At 69.4% G+C, this 22296-nt stretch carries 21 protein-coding genes; 4 read left to right on the top strand and 17 right to left on the bottom strand.

Annotated features, from left to right (window positions below; translation table 11 throughout):
• Positions 1-55 precede the first annotated feature (55 nt).
• Positions 56-385, bottom strand: a complete 330-nt coding sequence (locus tag ACFVXE_RS11080; protein WP_389670750.1) for an ATP/GTP-binding protein — start codon at positions 383-385, stop codon at positions 56-58.
• Between the two features lie 210 nt (positions 386-595).
• Here ACFVXE_RS11080 and ACFVXE_RS11085 point away from each other — a divergent pair, with 210 nt between their 5' ends.
• On the top strand, positions 596-1648 hold the full coding sequence (locus ACFVXE_RS11085) for an LLM class flavin-dependent oxidoreductase (RefSeq protein ID WP_389670751.1): 1053 nt from the start codon (positions 596-598) through the stop codon (positions 1646-1648).
• 77 nt (positions 1649-1725) lie between these two features.
• On the opposite strand, the gene ACFVXE_RS11090 is transcribed toward ACFVXE_RS11085, so the two are convergent.
• On the bottom strand, positions 1726-2118 hold the full coding sequence (locus tag ACFVXE_RS11090) for an SCO5389 family protein (protein WP_136328739.1): 393 nt from the start codon (positions 2116-2118) through the stop codon (positions 1726-1728).
• A gap of 271 nt (positions 2119-2389) precedes the next feature.
• Between ACFVXE_RS11090 and nucS the strand changes: the two genes are divergently transcribed.
• Positions 2390-3061: an endonuclease NucS gene (gene nucS / locus ACFVXE_RS11095; RefSeq protein WP_389670752.1), complete on the top strand. Its 672-nt coding sequence runs from the start codon at positions 2390-2392 to the stop codon at positions 3059-3061.
• Positions 3062-3139: 78 nt separating this feature from the next.
• Here the strand turns inward: nucS and ACFVXE_RS11100 are convergent, their stop codons facing one another.
• The 3 genes from ACFVXE_RS11100 to ACFVXE_RS11110 form a co-directional block, all read right to left on the bottom strand.
• Complete coding sequence (locus tag ACFVXE_RS11100; protein ID WP_389670753.1) at positions 3140-5593, bottom strand: ATP-binding protein; 2454 nt, start codon at positions 5591-5593, stop codon at positions 3140-3142.
• Between the two features lie 216 nt (positions 5594-5809).
• Positions 5810-6133 carry an STAS domain-containing protein gene (locus ACFVXE_RS11105; RefSeq protein WP_327244317.1) on the bottom strand — a complete coding sequence of 108 codons (324 nt, stop codon included), beginning with the start codon at positions 6131-6133 and terminating at the stop codon, positions 5810-5812.
• Between the two features lie 239 nt (positions 6134-6372).
• Positions 6373-7221, bottom strand: a complete 849-nt coding sequence (locus ACFVXE_RS11110) for a 3-hydroxyacyl-CoA dehydrogenase family protein (RefSeq protein ID WP_389670754.1) — start codon at positions 7219-7221, stop codon at positions 6373-6375.
• A 399-nt stretch (positions 7222-7620) separates the two neighbouring features.
• Here ACFVXE_RS11110 and ACFVXE_RS11115 point away from each other — a divergent pair, with 399 nt between their 5' ends.
• Positions 7621-8193, top strand: a complete 573-nt coding sequence (locus tag ACFVXE_RS11115; protein ID WP_389670755.1) for a cob(I)yrinic acid a,c-diamide adenosyltransferase — start codon at positions 7621-7623, stop codon at positions 8191-8193.
• Between the two features lie 646 nt (positions 8194-8839).
• Complete coding sequence (locus tag ACFVXE_RS11120; RefSeq protein WP_389670756.1) at positions 8840-10711, top strand: glycosyl hydrolase family 18 protein; 1872 nt, start codon at positions 8840-8842, stop codon at positions 10709-10711.
• A gap of 189 nt (positions 10712-10900) precedes the next feature.
• Here the strand turns inward: ACFVXE_RS11120 and ACFVXE_RS11125 are convergent, their stop codons facing one another.
• From ACFVXE_RS11125 to glyA, 12 genes are all read right to left on the bottom strand, one after another.
• Positions 10901-11347 carry a DUF2550 domain-containing protein gene (locus ACFVXE_RS11125; RefSeq protein WP_389670757.1) on the bottom strand — a complete coding sequence of 149 codons (447 nt, stop codon included), beginning with the start codon at positions 11345-11347 and terminating at the stop codon, positions 10901-10903.
• 137 nt (positions 11348-11484) lie between these two features.
• Positions 11485-11859, bottom strand: a complete 375-nt coding sequence (locus ACFVXE_RS11130) for a F0F1 ATP synthase subunit epsilon (RefSeq protein ID WP_389670758.1) — start codon at positions 11857-11859, stop codon at positions 11485-11487.
• Positions 11860-11969: 110 nt separating this feature from the next.
• Complete coding sequence (gene atpD / locus ACFVXE_RS11135) at positions 11970-13412, bottom strand: F0F1 ATP synthase subunit beta (RefSeq protein WP_389670759.1); 1443 nt, start codon at positions 13410-13412, stop codon at positions 11970-11972.
• Entirely contained in the window at positions 13412-14326 is a 915-nt protein-coding gene (locus tag ACFVXE_RS11140; protein ID WP_389670760.1) for a F0F1 ATP synthase subunit gamma, read from the bottom strand. Before ACFVXE_RS11140 ends, atpD begins: the two co-directional genes overlap by 1 nt.
• Positions 14327-14329: 3 nt before the next feature.
• Positions 14330-15901: a F0F1 ATP synthase subunit alpha gene (atpA, locus tag ACFVXE_RS11145; RefSeq protein WP_389670761.1), complete on the bottom strand. Its 1572-nt coding sequence runs from the start codon at positions 15899-15901 to the stop codon at positions 14330-14332.
• A 135-nt stretch (positions 15902-16036) separates the two neighbouring features.
• Positions 16037-16852 carry a F0F1 ATP synthase subunit delta gene (locus tag ACFVXE_RS11150; protein ID WP_389670762.1) on the bottom strand — a complete coding sequence of 272 codons (816 nt, stop codon included), beginning with the start codon at positions 16850-16852 and terminating at the stop codon, positions 16037-16039.
• Positions 16849-17382 (bottom strand): F0F1 ATP synthase subunit B, encoded by a 534-nt coding sequence (locus ACFVXE_RS11155; protein ID WP_389670786.1) that lies wholly within the window; start codon positions 17380-17382, stop codon positions 16849-16851. Before ACFVXE_RS11155 ends, ACFVXE_RS11150 begins: the two co-directional genes overlap by 4 nt.
• 51 nt (positions 17383-17433) lie before the next feature.
• On the bottom strand, positions 17434-17664 hold the full coding sequence (gene atpE / locus ACFVXE_RS11160) for an ATP synthase F0 subunit C (RefSeq protein WP_030915976.1): 231 nt from the start codon (positions 17662-17664) through the stop codon (positions 17434-17436).
• A gap of 74 nt (positions 17665-17738) precedes the next feature.
• The gene (atpB, locus tag ACFVXE_RS11165; protein ID WP_389670763.1) at positions 17739-18566 is read right to left on the bottom strand and encodes a F0F1 ATP synthase subunit A; all 828 of its coding nucleotides are present in this window, start codon (positions 18564-18566) and stop codon (positions 17739-17741) included.
• A 225-nt stretch (positions 18567-18791) separates the two neighbouring features.
• Positions 18792-19229: a hypothetical protein gene (locus tag ACFVXE_RS11170; RefSeq protein WP_389670764.1), complete on the bottom strand. Its 438-nt coding sequence runs from the start codon at positions 19227-19229 to the stop codon at positions 18792-18794.
• Between the two features lie 262 nt (positions 19230-19491).
• Positions 19492-20877, bottom strand: a complete 1386-nt coding sequence (locus tag ACFVXE_RS11175; RefSeq protein ID WP_389670765.1) for an MraY family glycosyltransferase — start codon at positions 20875-20877, stop codon at positions 19492-19494.
• 92 nt (positions 20878-20969) lie between these two features.
• Positions 20970-22235, bottom strand: coding sequence for a serine hydroxymethyltransferase (glyA, locus tag ACFVXE_RS11180; RefSeq protein ID WP_389670766.1), 1266 nt, complete (start codon positions 22233-22235; stop codon positions 20970-20972).
• Positions 22236-22296 lie beyond the last annotated feature (61 nt).

Consider the following 22296-nt stretch of genomic DNA (forward strand, 5'->3'; position numbering starts at 1 on the left):
GCGGGATGCGAGGTCCGGCCCGCGTGGGGTCTGACCGCCGGCCGGCCGGCCTGGCTCAGTAGCGCGGCGCGTTCCTGGACCGCTGCACCCTCGTGGTGCGGCGGTCCTTCGCGTTCCAGCAGGCCTTGTGCCAGTGCCTGCGGTCGTCGATCCCGCCGTACTCGGACCAGGCGACGAGGTGCGGGACCCCGGACGGGATCTCCTGGTCGCAGCCGGGGCAGCGGTACCGCTTCCCGGCCGCGCTCGCGCCGCTGACCGGGCGGACCGACCACTCCTCGCCCTGCCACTCCTCGGCGCGTCCGCCCCCGCCGTACCGCTCCCCGGCCCCACCTGCGCTGTCGGTGGGACTCTCGCCGCCTCGGGGGCGGTTGCGGCGCGGGGACACGTGACACCTCACTGGGCAGGCTGGGCAGTTCCCGTCCAGCGTAGGGCCATTCGGGCGGGGCAGACGCCCGGTACGGCCCCCGGCCGGCACCGGGACGGGACGGGTTAGCGGAAAATCGCAACAACTTCGCGGTGGACCGTGCCTTTGGCACGTGTCAGACGTTGTTGCCAGTAGGGGAGAGCCACGTCGGCCGCAAGGAGGTAATTGGCGATGCGCGTGGGAACGTTCGTACTGGCAGCCCAGTTTCCGGGGCAGGGGCCGGGAGAGGCACTGCATCGCGCGATCCGGTCCACCGAGGTCGCGGAGGAGTCCGGTCTCGATTCGGTCTGGCTGGCCGAACATCATTTCGTACCGTACGGCGTCTGTCCGTCCGCCGTGACCCTGGCCGCCCTGCTGCTCGGCCGTACCCGCAGGATCCGGGTCGGAACGGCGGTGAGCGTGCTGCCGAACCAGCATCCGGTGGCACTGGGCGAACAGGCGGCGCTGCTCCATCTCACCAGCGGGGGAAGGTTCTCCCTGGGTGTGGGCCGCGGCGGCCCCTGGGTGGACCTGGAGGTGTTCGGAGGCGGCCTGGAGGCGTACGAGAAGGGCTTCCCCGAGTCGCTGGAGCTGTTGCTCGACTGGCTGCGCAAACCCCGGGTGGCGGGGAGCGGGGAGCGGTTCGGATTCCGCGAGGTGGCGGTGGTCCCCCGGGCCGACGATCTGCTCGTCGAGGAGTACGGGACCGGCGCGCAGGGCCCGGACGGCCCCGAGGTGGTCGTCGCGTGCACCTCGCCGAAGACCGTACGGCTCGCGGCCGAGAACGGCCTGCCGATGCTCCTCGGGATGCACTGCGGGGACGAGGAGAAGGCCGAGATGGTCGCCCTGTGGCGCTCCACCGCCCTCGCCGCGGGCCGGTCCCCCGAGAGCGTCCGGGAAGCGGGTCACGTCTCCGCCGGTGTCGCCCAGATCGCGGACCGGTCCGCGGCGGCCGTCGAGACGCTCGTGAAGGCGATGCCGGGCTGGCTGAGGCAGGGGCTGGACGCCCATGTGACGGTCGACGGCAGGCACCGCGTGATGCGCGACCCGGTCGCCTATACGGAGCTGCTGTGCGGCCTTCATCCGGTGGGCCCGCCCCGGCTCGCGGCGGACCGGCTCGCCGCCACCGCGGAGCGGACAGGGATCACCCGGTTCGCGCTTCTGGTGGAAGGTTCCGGAGATCTGGCGGCCACGGAGGAGAACGTAGCGCGGCTGGGTACCGAAGTGCTGCCGCTACTGACATGAACACCCGTAGGAGTACGGGGAGCTGCCGCCCCGGGACCAGTTGCACCTCCCGCGGCCCGGGACGGCAGCAGAAGCGTTCAGCAGTCCCGCAGTTCGGGCGACTGGTTGAGCAACTGGCCTCTCACCGAGGTGAATCGGGCCAACCGGTCGTCGACCGATGCGTCCAGCGGGAACACCGCGACGCGGTGGCAGTTCTGGAATGCCAGGCGTACCCCGAAGTGCCGTTGCAACGCACCTCGTATCGCATCACTCGCGAGCGCACGCAGCAGCTGACCACGTGCCTGCTCGTTCGGCGGAGGCGTCTGGTTGTCGGCGAACTCTCCACCGTCGACCTTCAGCTGGGCCACCAGAGAGCTGATCATCTCCCATGCGTAGGGCAGGGAGGTCCGGACGCAGTCGACGAAGTCGGCTTCGTCGACCTCGCCTCGCTCGGCCTGTTCCAACAGCGCCGGTGAGACGTCGAGCGACATGGGTTCTCCTCTCGCGACCCCGGCGGACGACCGGGGCCTTACGGGCAGGGAAGGAGGAGGGCGACGCAGCGTACACGGGCGGCGACCTCCTGCTTACACGGTAAGGGTGCAGTCCGGGCCGCACCAGGAGATTGGGAACACAACCGGCCAATAACGAAGGTGCGTAAAGAGGGGCAAGCCCCGGGCCGTGAGCCGCTGGGGTGGACGGTGGTGGTGGGATGCCGGAGGGAGAATCGCGTCGGACGCCCCTCGTCGAGTAGCGTTGCCGACCATGCGTCTCGTCATCGCCCGCTGCTCCGTGGACTACGCGGGCCGGCTCACGGCCCACCTGCCCTCCGCTCCCCGTCTCATCCTGGTGAAGGCGGACGGAAGCGTCTCGATCCACGCCGACGACAGGGCGTACAAGCCCCTCAACTGGATGTCACCGCCCTGCACGCTGAAGGAGGGCGCCGACGACACCGAAGGCGTCTGGACCGTGGTGAACAAAGCGGGCGAGAAACTGATCATCACGATGGAGGAGATCCTCCACGACTCGTCGCACGAACTGGGGGTGGATCCCGGTCTCATCAAGGACGGCGTGGAAGCGCACCTGCAGGAGTTGCTCGCCGACCGGATCGAGATCCTCGGCGAAGGCCACACCCTGATCCGTCGCGAGTACCCCACCGCCATCGGGCCGGTCGACATCCTGTGTCGGGACAAGGACGGGCAGACCGTCGCGGTGGAGCTGAAGCGTCGCGGTGACATCGACGGCGTCGAGCAGCTGACCCGCTATCTGGAGCTGCTCAACCGCGATCCCCATCTCGCCCCGGTGAAGGGGATCTTCGCGGCGCAGGAGATCAAGCCGCAGGCCCGGGTGCTGGCGACGGACCGCGGTATCGGCTGTGTGGTGCTCGACTACGACGCGATGCGCGGTATCGAGGACGACAAGCTGCGCCTGTTCTGACCCACGGCCCCGGCGTACGGAAGGCCCCGGACCGCATCACGCGGTCCGGGGCCTTCCGCTTCGTCCGGGCGGCCGCGCTCAGGCCACGACCGGCTCCGGAGGCGTGCCTGACGCGCTGGTCGTCGAGGGGCCGCTCGCCGAGTCGGAGATCTCGGGCGTGGTCGTCGCCGTCTCCGTCGGGGTGGGCGTCTCGGTCGTCTCCGTCGCCGTCGGGGTCGGAGTCGGAGTCTTGGTCGGCGCCTTCGTCGGGGATTTGCTCGGCGACTTGCTGGGCGTGACCGGGGAGCTGGGCTTTCCGCTCGTCGTCCTGCCCGGACCGGGGCTGTCGGACGGCCCGCTCGACTCCGTGGACGGTGCGACGCTGCCGCTCGGGGTGATCAGGCTGCCGGACGGGTGGGGCGTCGAGGGCGCGCCACTCGAAGGGGAGCCGCCCGGCGCGGAGCCGTCCGCCGGCTGGTCGGCCGGAAAACCGTTCTCGCCGTCGTCCTCGTCCGCCGACTGCTCGGTCGAGACCCCCCTGCCGTCCTGGGTGTCGCTGCCGGACGTCAGGGAGACCGTCACCACCGTGCCGAGCACCGCGGCCAGCAGTACGCCCGCGCCCGCCGCGACCACGTTGCGCCGGGCGCCGGTCAGCACCGCCCTGCGGCCGCCGGACGCGCCGGAGCCGGTCACCGGGACGACCCGGGATATCAGCGCGGTCTGGTCCTCTGCGCCCCTCGGCAGCGCCATGGGCCCGGCCGCGGGTATACCGGCGGGCAGGGGCGACTCCTCGTACCGCGCGGCCGGCAGCTCCTCGCCCGCCCGGGCGTGGCCACCGGACCGGTCCTCGACCAGCGCGAGCGCGCGGCGTCCGGCGACCGCCCCGGGCTTGTCGGCGAGCGCCCCCCGCATGCCGATCGAGGTCTCCAGCTCGGCCCTGGCCCGGTCCGGATTGCCGTTGCAGAGTGCGAGGACGCCCAACTCATGGTGGAAGTAGGCCTCTTCGGCGACCTCGCCGGCGTTCCTGGCGGCCTCCTGGCCCAGCCGCAGGGCCTTCTCCCAACCGCCCCAGTGCAGCCCGGCCGCGAAGGCGGGGGCGGCGCTGCGGGCCAGCAGCACGGCGGCGCTGGCCTGTCCGGCCCCCTCGCCGGGGACCAGCCGGGCCATGGCCGCGACGATCGCGTCGGCCTCGGCGACCGCCCGGGCGGGGCTGACCGACGGGTGCCCGGTCCACCATGCGTAGTGCTGTGCGGCGGTACGGGCCCGGTCGTCGGCGTCCTCGCCGTATCCGGCGGCTTCCAGCTGCGCGACGACGCCGGGGGCCAGCCGGTAGCGGGAGCCCGCCGGGGAGAGCAGTCCGCAGCCGGCCAGCTCGCCGAGCGCGGCGTCGGCATGGGTGTCACCCACGAGCGCCGGCAGGTGCGCCTGGTGCGGCACCTCACCGCCGAGCGCGACCGCGAAGTGCAGGGTGTCCCGTGCGGGGCCGCTCAGCCTGGAGGCGAGCAGTGCGGCGGGCGCCGCACCCTCGCCGAGACTGGGCAGCGGGATGTCGGAACCGTCGGAGGCGGAACCCTTCACGAAGACGTCGTCGCCGGGCCGCCCGTCGAAGTAGCCGTGCTCGTCGTACGCGGTGGTGTCGGTGCGCAGCAGGTCGCGCTGGCGCAGCAGGGCGCCCGCCTGCACGAAGCGCAGCGGCAGTCCCTCGGACTCGAACCAGAGGTCACCCGCCCAGTTCGCCTCCTCCTCGGTGAGCGGCCGCTCGACGACCTTTTCCAGGAGGGTGATGGAGGCGCTGCGGCCCAGTCCGGCGAGGAAGACCTCTTCGAGGTGCGCGTCGGGGCCGGGCGCCGGGGCGTCGGGGGTCGTACCGAAGAGGAACGCGCACTCCGGCGTCGCGTCGAGCAGCTCGTCCAGCGCGGCCCCGCCGAACTCCAGGTCGTCGAGGACGACGACCGCACCGACGGACCGGAGCCGCTCCAGGAGGCCGGCGCGGTCCGGGCGGAGGAGCGGCGCGTCGTGGACGGCCTCGAAGAGCCCGTACAGCAGGTCCGTGACGGTGCGCTTGCAGCCGGAGAGCCGCACCACCCCGTCCGGCGCGAGGTCCGTGCAGTCGGCGGCGACGGCGTTCAGCAGTGCCGTGCGACCGGACCCGGCGGGCCCGGTGAGCCGCACCGAGCGGCCTCGCGCCAGCAGGCGCACCAACTGCTCGCGCTCCTCCTGCCGCTCCAGAAGAGGAAGTTGAGGGGCGGGCGGACCGGGCGGTACGGGCGGTGCGGCGGCACGCTCGCGGTCCGTGCGCTCGGCGGCGGTGCGGCGGACCGGGACGGGGGGCAGCTCCCCCGGCGGGCACTGCTCGACCTCGCTGCCGTCGACCGGGTTGACGGTGAGCAGGAGGTCGCCTGCGACGACCTGCACGACCCGCGCCTGTTGCGGCTGCTGCCCGAAATCGGTGGACAGCCCGGTGGTGCGGGACGGTGTCCGCCGGCCGCCGTCCTCGCCGTAGCCGTCGTTGTCGTGGCCGAAATCTTCCGGCCCCCGGTGTATCGGGTCCATCGCCAAAGTCCCCCAGACGCGTCGCGCGGTTGCCCCTCCCGGCCGCGCACGCACCGCTGTCGCTTCTGGTCCGGTGTCCGCCCCATGGGTTGGGTCAATCGGCGGACGGCCGAACCCTAGACCGTCGCACGGCATTCACAAACCATCGGGGTGCCACGCCGTCCGGGACGTCATGGTCTTGTGAGGATTGTGCGGATTCGGGTGAGAGGTGTGGGGCTACACCCGCGGCAGGGAGTCCGCCGCGATTCCGCCCTCGATCGCGAGAATGCGGTGCAGCCGGGTCGCCACCAGCAGGCGCTGCATCTGCGGCGGCACGCCACGGAGCACCAGCCGTCGCCCGGCCCGGCCGGCCCGCCGGTGCGCACCCATGATGACGCCGAGTCCGGTGGCGTCCCAGGAGTCCAGCTCGGTGAGGTCGAGCACCAGGTCGCCGGCTCCGTCGTCGAGGGCGGAGTGCAGGACCGTACGGGCGTCCGCCGCGCTGCGGACGTCGAGGCGGCCCCCGACGACCAGCTCGGTGTGGTCGCCCCTGATGTGCATATGCGCTCCCCTGGAATGCTCCATGGCACGGTCCGTCTGTCTGTTCCGTCTCTGTCCCGTCTCTCCCCCAAGTGACTGCGGCAGAGACGGAGAAGTTGCCGTCTGTAAGCGAACCGATACCGAATTCACTCCGTGGAGTGACAACGGCCCGCTGAGGATCCACCCCAGCCGGGGGCTTCCCCCCGGCTCCCCCGGGCCCTGATCAACGGCAGATCAGTAGCCCGGGGCCCGAATGACGATCAGTAGGTGTAGAAGCCCTGCCCACTCTTGCGGCCGATGTCACCTGCATCGACCATCCGGCGCATCAGCTCCGGTGCCGCGAACTTCTCGTCCTGCGACTCGGTGTAGATGTTGGAGGTGGCGTGCAGCAGGATGTCGACGCCGGTCAGGTCCGCCGTCGCGAGGGGGCCCATGGCGTGGCCGAAGCCCAGCTTGCAGGCGATGTCGATGTCCTCGGCCGAGGCGACACCCGATTCGTAGAGCTTGGCGGCCTCGACGACGAGCGCCGAGATCAGCCTGGTGGTGACGAAGCCGGCGACGTCGCGGTTGACGACGATGCAGGTCTTTCCGACCGACTCGGCGAACTCCCGGGCGGCGGCCAGGGTTTCGTCGCTCGTCTTGTAGCCGCGTACGAGCTCGCAGAGCTGCATCATCGGGACCGGCGAGAAGAAGTGCACACCGACGACACGCTCCGGGCGCTCCGTCACCGCCGCGATCTTGGTGATCGGGATGGCGGAGGTGTTGGAGGCGAGGACGGCGTCATCCCGGACGATCTTGTCGAGGCTCCGGAAGATCTCGTGCTTGACCTCGAGCTTCTCGAAGACGGCCTCGACCACGACGTCCGCGTCGGCGACCGCGTCGAGGTCGGTGGTCGTGGTGATGCGGGCCAGCGCGGCGTCGGCGTCGGCCGCCTCCAGCTTCCCCTTGGAGACGAACCTGTCGTACGAGGCCCTGATGCCGTCGCGCCCTCGGGCCAGGGCCGCGTCGGTGACATCGCGCAGCACGACGTCCCAACCCGCCTGGGCGGAGACCTGCGCGATTCCGGACCCCATGAGTCCGGCCCCGATGACGGCGAGCTTCCTGGCCACGTTCGCACCCCTTTGTGTTCGGCCCCGACGGCGGCCGCCGTCCGCGGCGACGGCCGGGACGGATTCTTAACGGTTGTTCACTTGCTCCCCGGCGGAGATTAGTACCCGTGAGGCGCACTGGGGCGGTGAAGAGATGCGCGTCACGTCTCACATGACGGACATCACACCCGCGCCCCTCATCCGACGGCCTGCCGCCCGCAGTTGAGCACCGGGCCGCCGGGCGGCCGCTCCGTCCCACGGAGCGGGACCGAGGGCCTTCGCCCGCACCGCGGCGCGCGGGGACCGGCCCGCTCCGGACGGAGGATCCGGGGCCGCGCGGGCACCCCGGGCGGCGTGACGGTCGGCACACGGGCGTTCCGGACCGCTGGAGCGTGAACGGGCCCGGATAGGCTCGGCCGCATGGTCAATCTGACGCGCATCTACACCCGTACCGGCGACCAGGGCACCACCGCCCTCGGCGACATGAGCCGCACCGCCAAGACCGATCTGCGGATCTCGGCATACGCCGACACCAACGAGGCCAACGCCGTCATCGGTACCGCGATCGCGCTCGGACAGCTGCCGCAGGAGGTCGTGAAGGTCCTGGTCCGCGTGCAGAACGACCTGTTCGACGTGGGCGCGGACCTGTCGACGCCGGTCGCCGAGAACCCGAAGTACCCGCCGCTGCGCGTCGAACAGCACTACGTCGACCGGCTGGAGGCGGACTGCGACCACTTCCTGGAGCAGTTGGAGAAGCTGCGGAGCTTCATCCTGCCGGGCGGCACGCCGGGGGCGGCGCTGCTGCATCAGGCGTGCACGGTGGTCAGGCGCGCCGAGCGGTCCACCTGGGCGGCGCTGGAGGTGCACGGCGAGGTGATGAACGCACTGACGGCGACGTACCTGAACCGCCTCTCCGACCTGCTGTTCATCCTCGCGCGGACCGCGAACAAGGAGGTCGGCGACGTGCTGTGGGTACCCGGCGGGGAGCGGTAGGACCTCGGGGCGCCGGTTCCCTCCCCGGGAGCCGGACCGGACCGGTCCGGGGCCCGGTCGGCGCGACGGTCACGGCGGCTTCCCCGCCGCCGCCCCGGCGCGCCCGCAGACCGGCGGCCGGTGGCGTCGGCGGTGACCGGCCGCGACTGCGCCCTTCGGCGGAGCCGCGCCTCACCCGTGTTACGGAGGACCACCGGCCGGTTCACGCGCGGGGCACCTGCGGCCGCCGCGTCGCCCACCGCGTCGAGCTCGCGGTGTGGGTACGGATTCCCGGCTCGCGGGCCGCCGGGATGCGGGAGAGTTCCGCCCTGCCGCGCCGGGCGTGGGGACGCCCGGGTCAGGGGAGGTCACATGCGGAGACCACCGGATGCCCGCCGCCGGCGAGGGCGGGGACGCGCGCCGGTCGGTGAACGCGAGGGCGCAGGGGATCCGCTTCCGGGCCCGGTCGGCCCTTCCCGCAAGGGAGTTGGGCGACCGATGTTTACTTCCGATCTTTGGTCCAGACCTCTTGACGATTGGTCCAGACCTTCCTAGTGTCACCGAGCACTGCGGTGAGCACGCCATGACAAGGCGGGCTCAGGGCGGCGCAGGGTTTGCAGTCCACGGACCACCCCCCGTTTGTCCGGACCTCACCCGAGGAGCACCGTTGACCACCGAAACCCCCCGACGCCGAAGATTCGGACTCGGCCTGGCCACCACCACCCGTACGAGAGCGATAGCGGGCCTCACCGCGCTGCTGCTCCCCCTCGCCGCGATGGTCGGACTGGCCACCCCGGCCCAGGCCGCCACCTCGGCGACCGCCACGTATCTCAAGAAGACCGACTGGGGCACCGGCTTCGAGGGGCAGTGGACGGTGCAGAACACCGGTACCACCGCCCTCAGTTCCTGGACCATCGAGTGGGACTTCCCCTCCGGCACGTCGGTCACCTCCGCCTGGGACGCCACCGTCACCAGCTCCGGAACCCACTGGACCGCCAAGAACGCCGGTTACAACGGGACGGTCGCCCCCGGCGCCAGCGTCAGCTTCGGCTTCAACGGTGCCGGCACCGGCGCTCCCACCGGTTGCAAGCTGAACGGTGCCTCCTGCGACGGCGGCAGCGTCCCGGGCGACAACGCCCCCTCCGCCCCCGGTACTCCGACCGCGAGCAACATCACCGACACCGGCGTGAAGATCAGCTGGACCGCGGCCACCGACGACAAGGGCATCAAGAACTACGACGTCCTGCGCAACGGCAACAAGGTCGCCACGGTCACCGGCCTGACCTACACCGACAGCGCGCTGACCGCCGGCACCGACTACTCGTACACCGTCCAGGCGCGTGACACCGCCGACCAGACGGGCCCGGTCAGTGCCTCGGTGTCGGTGCACACCACGGGCGGCGGTGGCGGAAACCCCGACCCCGGCACCAAGGTCAAGCTCGGTTACTTCACCGAGTGGGGCGTCTACGACCGCAACTACCACGTGAAGAACCTGGAGACCAGCGGCAGCGCGGCCAAGATCACGCACATCAACTACTCCTTCGGCAACGTCACCGGCGGCCAGTGCGCGATCGGCGACGCCTACGCCGCCTACCAGAAGACCTACGACGCGGCCTCCAGCGTCGACGGCACCGCCGACACCTGGGACCAGCCGGTGGCCGGCAACATCAACCAGCTGCGCGAGCTGAAGAAGAAGCACCCGGGTCTCAAGGTCATCTGGTCCTTCGGCGGCTGGACCTGGTCCGGCGGCTTCACCCAGGCCGCGCAGAACCCCACCGCCTTCGCCAACTCCTGCTACAACCTGGTCGAGGACCCGCGCTGGGCCGATGTCTTCGACGGCATCGACATCGACTGGGAGTACCCCAACGCCTGCGGTCTGTCCTGTGACAGCAGCGGCGCCTCTGCCTTCAAGAACGTGGTCTCCGCACTGCGGACGAGGTTCGGCAGCTCCAACCTGGTCACCGCGGCCATCACCGCCGACGCCTCGTCGGGCGGCAAGATCGACGCGGCCGACTACGCGAGCGCGGCGCAGTACGTCGACTGGTACAACGTGATGACGTACGACTTCTTCGGCGCCTTCGACGCGGACGGCCCGACCGCTCCGCACTCCCCGCTCACCTCGTACAGCGGCATCCCGCAGGAGGGCTTCAACACCGACGCCGCCATCACCAAGCTCAAGAGCAAGGGCATCGCGGGCAGCAAGCTGAACATCGGCATCGGCTTCTACGGGCGCGGCTGGACCGGCGTCACCCAGGCCACCCCGGGCGGCACCGCGACCGGCCCCGCGCCCGGCAAGTACGAGCAGGGCATCGAGGACTACAAGGTCCTCAAGACCAGCTGCCCGGCCACCGGCACCATCGCCGGCACCGCCTACGCCAAGTGCGGCAACAACTGGTGGAGCTACGACACCCCGGCCACCATCGCCGGGAAGATGACGTACGTGAAGAACCAGGGCCTCAAGGGCGCGTTCTTCTGGGAGTTCAGCGGGGACACCAGCAACGGTGAACTCGTCAGCGCGATCGACAGCGGGCTGAGGTAGTCACCGCGGTCCTCGCACAGATCGGCGCGTGACCCCGAAAAGCAGCCGGGGAGACAGGTCCGCCCCCTGTCTCCCCGGTCCTTTTTTCGTGCCGTACGTGCGCGCCCGCGGCCGAGGGGCACGTTCTCAGGAGTCCGGCCCCTCCGTGACGCGGCGTCCGGCGGCTCTCCCGCGGTGCGAGGGGGGCTCTCAGGCGACGTTGACCCGCTGGCCGGGCGGCGCCGCCTCCAGCCAGGCGAGGAATCCGGTCAGCGCGTCCTCGCTCATCGCCAGCTCCAGGCGCGTCTCCCGGTGGAGACAGCCGAGCACGACGGAGTCGGAGAGCAGCGCGAGCTCCTCCTCGCCCTCGGGCAGCCGGCGGTCGACGACCTCGATCGCGGAACGCTCAAGGACCCGGCGGGGCCGGGGAGCGTACGAGAAGACGCGGAACCAGTCGACGCGGTCACCGCTGTAGCGGGCGACGCCGTACACCCAGCCCTTGCCGGAGATGTCGGGCTCGGCGGACACGTTCCACCGCAGGCTGCAGTCGAAGGTCCCGCCGGAGCGCTGGATCAGCCGCCGGCGCAGACCGAAGACGAAGAGACCTGCCGCGACCAGTACGACGACCAGGCCGCACACCCACAAAGCGAGGACCATCTCCACCGACCTCCTCGCATCGTCGAGTAACGCGTACTGCCCGGACTGTACCTGCACCTGCATCGCCTCAGCCGCGGCACGGTCTGGAGAGTTCCAGCTCGGGCCGCGGCTGAGGGTAAAGCCGTTGCGCGGAGTGCTTAACGCACCGCCACCGCGCGGATTCGCACATCGGCGCGACGCTCGGCGGCGCCGTCCGTCTCCGACTTCGCGCGCTCCAGCGCACGCTCGGCGCGCTGGAGATCGATCTCGTCCGCCAGCTCGGCGATCTCCGCCAGCAGCGAAAGCTTGTCGTCAGCGAACGAGATGAAACCGCCGTGCACGGCCGCGACCACGGTCGCGCCCTCGCTCGTACGGATCGTCACAGGGCCCGACTCCAGCACACCGAGAAGCGGCTGGTGACCGGGCATGACGCCGATGTCGCCGGACGTGGTACGCGCGACGACCAGGGTGGCCTCGCCGGACCAGACACTGCGGTCCGCGGCGACCAGCTCGACGTGCAGCTCAGCAGCCAAGAGTGGCTCCTCGGGTCACCACCCGGCCGTTGGAGCCGGGTGTTGGGTCAATTCTACGGGGCGTGGTGAGGGGGACGGGACGCACCCGCCCCCCTCGGTGAGCCATGGGCTCAGGAGACGCCGAGCTCCTTGGCGTTGGCCTTCAGGTCCTCGATGCCACCGCACATGAAGAACGCCTGCTCCGGGAAGTGGTCGTACTCACCGTCGCAGATCGAGTTGAACGCGGCGATCGACTCGTCGAGCGGCACGTCCGAACCGTCCACGCCGGTGAACTGCTTGGCGACGTGGGTGTTCTGCGACAGGAAGCGCTCGACACGACGGGCACGGTGGACAACGAGCTTGTCCTCCTCGCCCAGCTCGTCGATACCGAGGATCGCGATGATGTCCTGGAGGTCCTTGTACTTCTGGAGGATCCCCTTGACGCGCATGGCGGCCTCGTAGTGGTCCGCGGCGATGTAGCGCGGGTCCAGGATCCGGGACGTGGAGTCCAGCGGGTCCACGGCCGGGTAGATGCCCTTCTCGGAGATCGGACGGGAGAGAACCGTCGTCGCGTCGAGGTGGGCGAAGGTGGTGGCCGGGGCCGGGTCGGTCAGGTCGTCCGCGGGGACGTAGATCGCCTGCATCGAGGTGATCGAGTGACCGCGGGTCGACGTGATGCGCTCCTGCAGCAGACCCATCTCGTCGGCCAGGTTCGGCTGGTAACCCACCGCGGACGGCATACGGCCGAGCAGGGTGGACACCTCGGAGCCGGCCTGGGTGTACCGGAAGATGTTGTCGATGAAGAAGAGCACGTCCTGCTTCTGCACATCGCGGAAGTACTCCGCCATGGTCAGACCGGCAAGCGCGACACGGAGACGGGTGCCCGGGGGCTCGTCCATCTGACCGAAGACAAGGGCGGTCTTGTCGATGACGCCCGAGTCGGCCATTTCCTCGATGAGGTCGTTGCCCTCACGGGTGCGCTCGCCGACACCGGCGAACACCGACACACCATCGTGGTTGTTGGCCACGCGGTAGATCATTTCCTGGATCAGAACGGTCTTGCCGACACCGGCACCACCGAACAGACCGATCTTTCCACCCTTGACGTACGGGGTGAGAAGGTCGATGACCTTGACGCCGGTCTCGAACATCTCGGTCTTCGACTCGAGCTGGTCGAAGCTGGGCGCCTTGCGGTGGATCGGCCAGCGCTCGGTGACCTCGGACTCGGCCTCGGGCTTGTTCAGGATCTCACCGAGGGTGTTGAACACCTTGCCCTTGGTGATCTCGCCGACCGGCACCGTGATGCCGGTACCCGTGTCGGTCACCGGGGCCTGGCGGACCAGACCGTCGGTGGGCTGCATCGAGATCGCGCGGACCACGCCGTCGCCCAGGTGCTGGGCGACCTCGAGGGTCAGCTTCTTGATCTTGCCGTCCTCGGCCGGGTCGGCCACCTCGACGGTCAGCGCGTTGTAGATCTCCGGCATCGCGTCGACGGGGAACTCCACGTCGACGACCGGGCCGATGACCCGGGCGACGCGGCCCGTGGCGACGGCCGTCTCAACTGTGGTCGTCATTACTTGTCACTCCCCGCGGTCGCGTCGGCCAGCGCACTGGCACCACCGACGATCTCGCTGATTTCCTGGGTGATTTCGGCCTGGCGGGCCGCGTTGGCAAGCCGGGAGAGACTCTTGATGAGGTCTCCGGCGTTGTCGGTGGCCGACTTCATCGCGCGGCGGCGGGCAGCGTGCTCGGAAGCAGCGGCCTGCAGCAGTGCGTTGTAGATCCGGCTCTCGACGTACCGCGGAAGCAGGGCGTCGAGGACGTCCTCCGCCGACGGCTCGAAGTCGAAGAGCGGCAGGATCTCTCCCTTGCCCTCCTCGTCCTTCGTCGTGTCGAGGCTGAGCGGCAGCATCCGGTCGTCCACCGGGTTCTGCGTCATCATCGACACGAACTCCGTGAAGACGATGTGCAGCTCGTCCACGCCGCCCTCGGCGGTCTCCTGGGTGACCACTTCGATCAGCGGGGCCGCAGCCCGCTTCGCATCCGCATACGTCGGGCTGTCGGTGAAGCCCGTCCACGATTCCTCGACCTTGCGCTCGCGGAAGCCGTAGTAGGCGACACCCTTGCGGCCGATCACATACGTGACGACCTCCTTGCCCTCACCGCGCAGACGCTCGGTCAGTCGCTCCGCCGCCTTGATGGCGTTGGCGGAGTAACCGCCGGCCAGACCGCGGTCGCTCGTGATGAGCAGGATCGCGGCCCGCGCCGGAGCGTCGGCCTCGGTGGTCAGCGGGTGCTTGGTGGTGGAGCCGGTCGCCACCGCGGTCACCGCACGGGTGAGCTCGGTCGCGTACGGCGTCGACGCCGCCACCTGGCGCTGCGCCTTGACGATGCGCGAAGCGGCGATCATCTCCATCGCCTTGGTGATCTTCTTCGTGGCGGTGACGGAGCGAATGCGGCGCTTGTAAACGCGAAGCTGAGCGCCCATCGATCAGCCCTCGCCCAGGAGCTTGCCGTCCGAGGTCTCGAACTGCTGCTTGAAGGCCGCGATGGAGTCGGCGATCGACTGCAGCGTGTCATCCGACATCTTGCCGCCCTCGACGATGCTGGTCAGGAGCTCCTTGCGCTCGCGGCGCAGGTACTCCAGCAGCTCGCTCTCGAAGCGACGGATGTCCTCGACCGGGACGTCGTCCATCTTGCCGGTGGTACCGGCCCAGACGGAGACGACCTGCTCCTCGACGGGCATCGGCTGGTACTGGCCCTGCTTCAGCAGCTCGACCATGCGCTTACCGCGCTCCAGCGAGGCCTTCGACGCGGCGTCCAGGTCGGAACCGAAGGCGGCGAACGCCTCCAGCTCACGGTACTGGGCGAGGTCCACGCGGAGTCGGCCGGAAACCTGCTTCATGGCCTTGTGCTGGGCGGAGCCACCGACACGGGAGACCGAGATACCGACGTTCAGGGCCGGACGCTGGCCGGCGTTGAACAGGTCGGACTCCAGGAAGCACTGGCCGTCGGTGATGGAGATGACGTTGGTCGGAATGAACGCCGACACGTCGTTCGCCTTCGTCTCGACGATCGGGAGACCGGTCATCGAACCGGCACCCATGTCGTCGGAGAGCTTCGCGCAGCGCTCCAGCAGACGCGAGTGGAGGTAGAAGACGTCGCCCGGGTAGGCCTCACGGCCCGGCGGACGGCGCAGCAGAAGCGACACGGCGCGGTAGGCGTCGGCCTGCTTCGAGAGGTCGTCGAAGATGATCAGGACGTGCTTGCCCTGGTACATCCAGTGCTGGCCGATGGCCGAACCGGTGTACGGCGCCAGGTACTTGAAGCCGGCCGGGTCGGACGCCGGGGCGGCGACGATGGTCGTGTACTCGAGCGCGCCGGCCTCTTCGAGGGCACCACGCACAGAGGCGATGGTGGAGCCCTTCTGACCGATGGCGACGTAGATGCAGCGCACCTGCTTGTTCACGTCGCCCGAGCGCCAGTTGTCGCGCTGGTTGATGATCGTGTCGACGGCCAGAGCGGTCTTACCCGTCTGACGGTCACCAATGATCAGCTGACGCTGGCCGCGGCCGATCGGCACCATGGCGTCGACGGCCTTGTAGCCGGTCTGCATCGGCTCGTGCACCGACTTACGGACCATGACGCCAGGGGCCTGCAGCTCGAGGGCGCGGCGGCTGTCGGTCGCGATCTCGCCGAGACCGTCGATCGGGTTGCCGAGCGGGTCGACGACGCGGCCGAGGTAACCCTCGCCGACGCCGACGGAGAGCACCTCACCGGTGCGCTGCACCGGCTGGCCCTCCTCGATTCCGCTGAACTCGCCGAGAACGATCGCACCGATCTCGCGCTCCTCGAGGTTGAGGGCGAGACCGAGGGTTCCGTCCTCGAACTTCAGCAGCTCGTTCGCCATGGCCGAGGGAAGACCCTCGACCTTCGCGATGCCGTCGCCGGCAACGCTGACCGTACCGACCTCCTCGCGCGAGGCCGCGTCCGGCTTGTACGACTGGACAAAGTTCTCCAGCGCGTCCCGGATCTCCTCCGGCCGGATCGTGAGCTCCGCCATCTGGGTTCCCTGCTCTCCTTGTTGGGCCCGAAGTTTCTTAAGGGGGTCTGGGGGCCGACCCCCAGGAATCTTCTGCAATTTCTGCACGGCCCAACCGGGCCGCTGGTCTTGCTTGTGTTCTCTTGCTGCGCTGTGTCAGCCGGCCATGCGACGGGTCGCCTCGTCGAGGCGCTCCGCGATGGTGCCGTTGATGACCTCGTCACCGACCCGCACCGAGATCCCACCGAGGACCGTGGGGTCCACATCGAGATTCAGGTGCATCGGCCGACCGTAGATCTTCGCCAGTGCGGCGCCGAGGCGCTGCTTCTGCTGATCGCTCAGCGGCACTGCCGACGTGACCACGGCGACCATGCGGTCCCGGCGCTCCGCGGCGAGCTTGGAGAGGGAATCGATTCCCGACTCCAGGCTACGTCCCCGGGGCTGGGTGACAAGCCGCACGATGACGCGCTCGGTGGCCGTCCGCACCTTGCCGCCGAGCAGGCTGCGCAGCAGCTCGCCCTTGGCGGCGGCGGGCGCGGACCGGTCGGTGAGCGCGGCGCGCAGCCCCTTGTCGGAGGCGACGATCCGGCCGAACCGGAACAGCTCGTCCTCGACGTCGTCGAGGTCTCCACTGCGCTGGGCGGCGGTGAGGTCTGCGGTGTTCGCCAGTTCCTCGGCCGAGTCGACCAGGTCACGCGACTGCGACCAGCGGGAGCGGACCATGCCGGAGATCAGGTCGACGGTCTCGCCGCCCACCTGACCGCGCAGCAGCCGTCCCGCCAGCTCCGCCTTGGCCTCGCCGGCCTGCGACGGGTCGGTCAGGACCCGTCGCAGTGAGACCTCGCGCTGGAGCAGCGCCGTGACGGCGGCCAGCTCCTCGGCGAGCTTCGCCGCGTCGACCGACGTGCTGTCGGTCAGCGCGTCGAGACGCTCACGTGCGGCAGCCAGTGCCTCGCGGCTCGCGCCGTTCATCGGACGGCCTCGGCCTTCGCGTCGAGCTCGTCAAGGAAACGGTCGACGGTGCGGCTCTGCCGGGCGTGGTCCTCGAGGGACTCGCCGACGAGCTTGCCGGCCAGGTCGGTGGCGAGCTTGCCCACGTCCTGACGCAGCGCGGAAGCCGCGGCCTTGCGGTCGGCCTCGATCTGGGCGTGACCGGCAGCGATGATCTCCTCGCGCTGCCGCTGGCCTTCCGCCCGCATCTCCTGCAGGATCACGGCGCCCTGCTCCTGTGCCTCCTGGCGCAGGCGCGCGGCCTCGTGGCGGGCCTCGGCGAGCTGAGCCTTGTACTGCTCAAGAACGCTCTGGGCCTCGGTCTGGGCCGCATCGGCCTTTTCGATACCGCCTTCGATGGCCTCGCGGCGCTCGTCCAGAACCTTGTTGATGTTCGGGAGGAGCTTCTTGGCGAGGAAGCCGAAGACGATGAGGAAGGCGATGAGGCCGATGACGAGCTCGGGGATCGGCGGGACGAGAGGGTTTTCCATCTCAGCCGCGACCGTAAGCATCTGGCTCACGTCATTGCCTTTCGTCTAGTGGGCTGGTCGTGGATCCGAAGATCACTGGCCGTAGACGAACGGCATGACCAGACCGATGAGGGCGAGCGCCTCACAGAAGGCGAAGCCGAGGATCTGGTTGGCGCGGATGAGACCGGCAGCCTCGGGCTGACGGGCGAGAGCCTGGGTGCCGTTACCGAAGATGATGCCGACGCCGACGCCGGGGCCGATGGCGGCGAGGCCGTAACCGATGGAGCCGAGGGAGCCGCTGACGGCAGCAAGGGTCTGGGACATGCCAGTTCTTCCTTCTCTTTCACGGACCGATGGGGGTTGGCCACCGGACGAATAAGGGTCGGAGCGCGAGGTGCTCAGTGGTGCTTGGCGAGCGCGCCCTGGATGAAGGTGCAGGTCAGGAGCACGAAGACGTACGCCTGCAGCGCCTGAATGAAGAGCTCGAACGCGGTCATCACGATGACCATCACAAAGGAGACGCCCGCGTAGGCGATCCCGATGCCGTTGAGCAGGTACCAGCTGGCGATCGTGAACAGCAGCAGCAGCGTGTGGCCTGCGAACATGTTCGCGAAGAGTCGCACCGCGTGGGTGAAGGGGCGGACCAGCAGGTTCGAGAAGAACTCGATGAGCATGGCCAGCGGGAGCACCGGGCCGAGCGACTTGTCGTAACCGGTGATGTTCTTCCAGCCGCCGACGAAGCCGTGCCGCTTGAAGGTCAGGCTGACCCACAGGACGTACACGATCAGGGCCAGCGCGATCGGGTACGCGATGATCGACGTCACCGGGAACTGCGCGACCGGGATGATCGACCAGAGGTTCATCATCCAGACGAAGAAGAACAGCGAGACCACGAGCGGAACGTACTTCTCGCCCTCACGCCTGCCGATCGTCTCGTAGACGATGCCGCGACGGATGAAGTCGTAGCCGGTTTCGGCAACCATCTGCAGCTTGCCCGGGACGACCTTCGGCTTACGGAAGGCGGCCCAGAAGAAACCGACGACGATGATCGAGCCGAGCAGGGCCAGCAGCATCGGCTTGTTGAAGTACAGGTTGCTGTCCGCGTCGCCCCAGAGGGGCTGGAACAGGAACGAGTGCAAGCCGGGTGCAGGGAAGCCGCAATGGCTGTCCTGGAAGATGTGGCAGTCGGTCTCGAAGGCGAGCACCTGTGTCGGGTCAGCACTCACCGCGGGCTCCTTCAGCGTGGCGCATAGGTACGGCAACCTCGTTGTGTCGGCGCGGCGCGCAGCCGCGGTTCGGCACTGGACTGGTGTTACGGATGTGTGAGCGGCAGTCAGGCATTGAGCCTCGCGATCGAGCAGGCGTCAGCTCACATGCCCGCGCCCGCAGTGCCGCAGTTGAAAACGGACGATAGCAGGGTCTCGAACCTGCACTTATTCCGCCCCTACCCTTCACGTCCGCGGGCCCTTGTTTTCGGGCTTCTCACCCGGGTCGGACTCGGGTTCGACGTAAAGGATCTTGGCCTTCATGTGCGCACGCGCCTGTGCGCCGATCCACACGACTGTCGTCGCGACCAGAGTGATCGCGAAGGCCTTCGGGTTGAACAGCGTCGTGTTCTTGAATGCGGCGACGAAGATGAACAGCAGGAGGAGCTGAGCCGTATACAGCATCAGCCCCATCGCCTGGAACAAGTGGGGCAGGGACCTCGCGGTCCGTTGCAGGACCATGAGGCCGATCCCCATGAAGAGGACGACCACGATCGTCGCAACGACCGCGCCCAGGGCACCCTTGCCGCCGGCGACACCAGCGCTGATGGCAACGGCGACAGCGCCGGCGACAGCGGTGGGTGCGGCGGCTTGAAGGAGAGTCCGGACGTCGTTGGACGGCATGGCGGCAGCTCCGCTTGCAGGGGGTGGGCAGTGTGTCGTCATGGACGAGCGTAGGCCCGGTCCGAGTCGATGCCTCGGGCCGATGGACCGTGCTACTCAGGTCCTTCGGCTCCGTCACCGGGCTTAGTGAACGGTATCACAAACTATTTGATGAGGTCTTTACCAAGAAAGTGTGCTTGCTGTCACACGCAGGGGCTAATTCGGGCACGTGAGTACGGCAGCCCAACACGTTGTCTGGTATTGCCCCTTGATGCCCGAATCGTCAACGGGTCGAATCAGCCTTACGCCTGCCCGAGAGACGCGAACGGGGTCCGATCGCGGTCGCTCCGTTGACGCCGGAGACGCCCACGACGACCGGCGGCCGTTCGTCGGGCTGGTGCGTCCCCTGCTCCATCTGCGGCCCCTGGGGCTGCTGTTGCTCCTCGTGCGCCGTGGAGGGCCCGGCAGCGCCCCCTGCGCGGCGACGGTCCCGGCGGCGGTAGCGGGGCGGCACGACGTGTTCCGCCCAGTGCGGGGCGCGCGGCGTGAAGCGGGGCATCAGCAGCAGGACCAGGCCCACCGCGCTCAGCCCCATGACCACCAGCACGATCCACAGGGACGCCGAGTGCACGGAGTAGCCGACCGCGCCGAAGGCGATCAGGGCCGACCAGAAGTACATGATCAGCACGGCCCTGCTGTGCGAGTGGCCGATCTCCAGCAGCCGGTGGTGCAGGTGGCCGCGGTCCGCCGCGAACGGCGACTGGCCGTTCCAGGTACGCCGGACGATCGCCAGCACCAGGTCGGCGGCGGGGATCGCGATGATCGTCAGCGGCAGCAGCAGCGGGATGAAGACCGGCAGCATCGCATGGGTGACCTCGCGTTCACTGCCCGCGAAGAGTTTCATCGCGTCCGGGTCGACCTGCCCCGTGACGGAGATCGCACCGGCGGCCAGCACCAGTCCGATCAGCATCGAGCCGGAGTCGCCCATGAAGATCCGGGCAGGGTGCATGTTGTGCGGCAGGAAACCGAGGCACATGCCCATCAGGATCGCCGTGAACAGGGTCGCGGGGGCGGCCGCCTCGATCATGTGTCCGTACCAGAGCCGGTACGTGTACAGGAAGAACGCGGCGGAGGCGATGCACACCATGCCGGCCGCGAGACCGTCCAGCCCGTCGACGAAGTTCACCGCGTTGATCGTGATGACGACCAGCGCGACGGTGAGGAGCGTGCCCTGCCACTGGGTGAGCGCGACCGTGCCGATGCCGGGGATCGGCAGCCACAGGATCGTCAGACCCTGGATGACCATGACCGCCGCGGCGATCATCTGCCCGCCGAGCTTGATCAGCGCGTCGATCTCGAACTTGTCGTCGAGCACCCCGATCAGCCAGATCAGAGCGGCGCCGGAGAGCAGCGCGCGGGGCTCGTTGGAGAGCTGGAAGACACCGTCGAGGTTGTACAGGTGGTCCGCGACGATCAGACCGGCACACAGCCCGCCGAACATGGCGATGCCACCCAGCCGCGGTGTCGGTTCGCGGTGGACGTCACGCGCCCGGATCGCGGGCATCGCCCCGACCGCGATGGCGAACTTCCGCACCGGGCCGGTGAGCAGATAGGTCACCGCGGCCGTGACACACAGTGTCAGCAAGTAATCACGCACGGGCTGCCCCACAGATTTCGCCGGCCATCTCAGCCCACACCTTAACTACGTCGGCCCCATGGTTGAGGACACGAAGGTACCGGTGATGGTTCCACGAGCCTCGTCTACCCCGGATAGGGAGGATATTTCCTTGCCAGTTCCCGTACCTCCGCGCGGACGTCGTCTTCCTCACGTACCGCCGCTCCGAAGAGCACCGCGAGCCGCGCCATGTCGCCGTCGCTCATGCCCTGGGTGGTGACCGCCGCGGTACCGAGCCTGATACCCCGGGCGTCCCCGTACGGCAGTGCGCAGGTGTCCAGCACCATGCCCGCCGCCGCGAGCCGCCCGCGGGCGGTGGGGCCGTCGATGCCGAGCGGCGCCGGATCGGCGACGATCAGGTGGGTGTCCGTACCCCCGGTGGTCACCTCGAAGCCCTCGGCCTCCAGCCCGGCCGCCAGCACCCGCGCGCGTGTCACCACCTGATGGGCGTAGGAGGTGAACGCCGGGCTCGCCGCCTCACCGAACGCGACCGCCTTCGCCGCGACCGTGTGCATCTGCGCACCACCCTGGGTGAACGGGAAGACCGCCCGGTCGATCCGCTCGGCCAGCTCGGATCCGCACAGGATCATGCCGCCCCGCGGGCCCCGAAGCACCTTGTGCGTGGTGGCGCACACGACGTCGGCGTACGGGACGGGGCTGGGCGCCGCTCCCCCGGCGATCAGCCCCATCGGGTGCGCGGCGTCGGCGATCAGGTACGCGCCCACCTCGTCGGCGATCTCGCGGAAGACCTGGTAATCGGGGTGGCGGGGGTAAGAGATCGAGCCGCTGACGATCGCCTTGGGCCGGTGCGTCCGGGCCAGGGCACGGACCTGGTCGTAGTCGATCAGGCCGCTCTCGGAGTCGACCCCGTACCCGATGAACTCGAACCAGCGTCCGGAGAAGTTGGCGGGCGAGCCATGGGTGAGATGTCCGCCGTGCGGAAGTCCTGTCGCGAGCACCGTGTCGCCCGGGCGCAGCAGCGCCGCGTACGCCGCGAGGACCGCCGATGAGCCGGAGTGCGGCTGGACATTGGCGTGCTCGGCCCCGAAGAGCGCGGTGGCCCGCTGGACGGCGATGCGTTCGGCGGCGTCGGCCATTTCGCAGCCGCCGTGATGGCGGGCGCCGGGGTAGCCCTCCGCGTACTTGTTGGCGAGCGGCGAGCCGAGGGCGGCGAGGACCGCGGGCGAGGTGAAGTTCTCGGCGGCGATCAGCTGCAGGGTGCTCGACTGTCTGAGCATCTCCCCCAGCAGCACGTCGGCGATCTCCGGGTCCTCCCGGATCAGGGCGCCGAAGTCCTGCGGCAGGTCGGCGACGGGGGCGGAGGAGGGTGCGGCGGGACTGGTGACCGACATCTGACGGCTCCGGGCCTGGAGGGGGTGCGCTGCGTCAGATCCACGGTAGGGCAGTACGGCG

Origin of the sequence: Streptomyces sp. NPDC058231, assembly GCF_042882275.1 — a bacterium.
GTDB lineage: Bacteria > Actinomycetota > Actinomycetes > Streptomycetales > Streptomycetaceae > Streptomyces.

Excerpts from the sequence above, each read along its gene's own strand:
- ACFVXE_RS11090 (WP_136328739.1), bottom strand. The coding sequence starts at position 2,118 with ATGTCGCTCGACGTCTCACCGGCGCTGTTGGAACAGGCCGAGCGAGGC.
- ACFVXE_RS11125 (WP_389670757.1), bottom strand. The coding sequence starts at position 11,347 with ATGGTCCTCGCTTTGTGGGTGTGCGGCCTGGTCGTCGTACTGGTCGCG.
- ACFVXE_RS11115 (WP_389670755.1), top strand. The coding sequence starts at position 7,621 with ATGGTCAATCTGACGCGCATCTACACCCGTACCGGCGACCAGGGCACC.
- ACFVXE_RS11100 (WP_389670753.1), bottom strand. The coding sequence starts at position 5,593 with ATGGACCCGATACACCGGGGGCCGGAAGATTTCGGCCACGACAACGAC.
- ACFVXE_RS11170 (WP_389670764.1), bottom strand. The coding sequence starts at position 19,229 with ATGCCGTCCAACGACGTCCGGACTCTCCTTCAAGCCGCCGCACCCACC.
- atpE (WP_030915976.1), bottom strand. The coding sequence starts at position 17,664 with ATGTCCCAGACCCTTGCTGCCGTCAGCGGCTCCCTCGGCTCCATCGGT.
- ACFVXE_RS11105 (WP_327244317.1), bottom strand. The coding sequence starts at position 6,133 with ATGCACATCAGGGGCGACCACACCGAGCTGGTCGTCGGGGGCCGCCTC.
- atpD (WP_389670759.1), bottom strand. The coding sequence starts at position 13,412 with ATGACGACCACAGTTGAGACGGCCGTCGCCACGGGCCGCGTCGCCCGG.
- ACFVXE_RS11085 (WP_389670751.1), top strand. The coding sequence starts at position 596 with ATGCGCGTGGGAACGTTCGTACTGGCAGCCCAGTTTCCGGGGCAGGGG.
- atpA (WP_389670761.1), bottom strand. The coding sequence starts at position 15,901 with ATGGCGGAGCTCACGATCCGGCCGGAGGAGATCCGGGACGCGCTGGAG.
- ACFVXE_RS11140 (WP_389670760.1), bottom strand. The coding sequence starts at position 14,326 with ATGGGCGCTCAGCTTCGCGTTTACAAGCGCCGCATTCGCTCCGTCACC.
- ACFVXE_RS11155 (WP_389670786.1), bottom strand. The coding sequence starts at position 17,382 with ATGCTTACGGTCGCGGCTGAGATGGAAAACCCTCTCGTCCCGCCGATC.
- glyA (WP_389670766.1), bottom strand. The coding sequence starts at position 22,235 with ATGTCGGTCACCAGTCCCGCCGCACCCTCCTCCGCCCCCGTCGCCGAC.
- ACFVXE_RS11150 (WP_389670762.1), bottom strand. The coding sequence starts at position 16,852 with ATGAACGGCGCGAGCCGCGAGGCACTGGCTGCCGCACGTGAGCGTCTC.
- nucS (WP_389670752.1), top strand. The coding sequence starts at position 2,390 with ATGCGTCTCGTCATCGCCCGCTGCTCCGTGGACTACGCGGGCCGGCTC.